The organism is Secundilactobacillus mixtipabuli (assembly GCF_002217925.1).
GTDB classification, from domain to species: domain Bacteria; phylum Bacillota; class Bacilli; order Lactobacillales; family Lactobacillaceae; genus Secundilactobacillus; species Secundilactobacillus mixtipabuli.
This window is the reverse complement of sequence record NZ_BCMF01000034.1, coordinates 1-269: the sequence shown is the minus strand read 5'-3', so window position 1 is coordinate 269 and position 269 is coordinate 1. Positions and strand designations below refer to the sequence as shown.

The 269-nt window shown below is 43.1% G+C and carries 1 pseudogene; it reads right to left on the bottom strand.

Annotated features, from left to right (window positions below):
• A pseudogene (locus IWT5_RS11855) lies at window positions 1-269 on the bottom strand (transposase family protein); the annotation flags it as partial.

The following is a 269-nucleotide window of genomic DNA, read 5'->3' as shown; positions in this document are numbered from 1 at the left end:
ACAAAGCTAGCAGAAGTCGCCAATTCGTTAGCGAGATGTTTTAGTGAGACCGGCTCTGCGAGTCGTTCTAAGCATTCTTGGCGGGTGGAACTGGAAATTGAACAGTGCTTTGGCACTAAACTGGTTTGAGCCAAGAAAGTCCGCTGACATTCCTTACATTTGAAATTACGTCGATTTAACTTTAACAGCACATTATTACCAAGGGTTTGGACAAAGCGAACATTCGTTTCCCGCCAACCATAGTTGATAATCGTATGATCATTGATGAC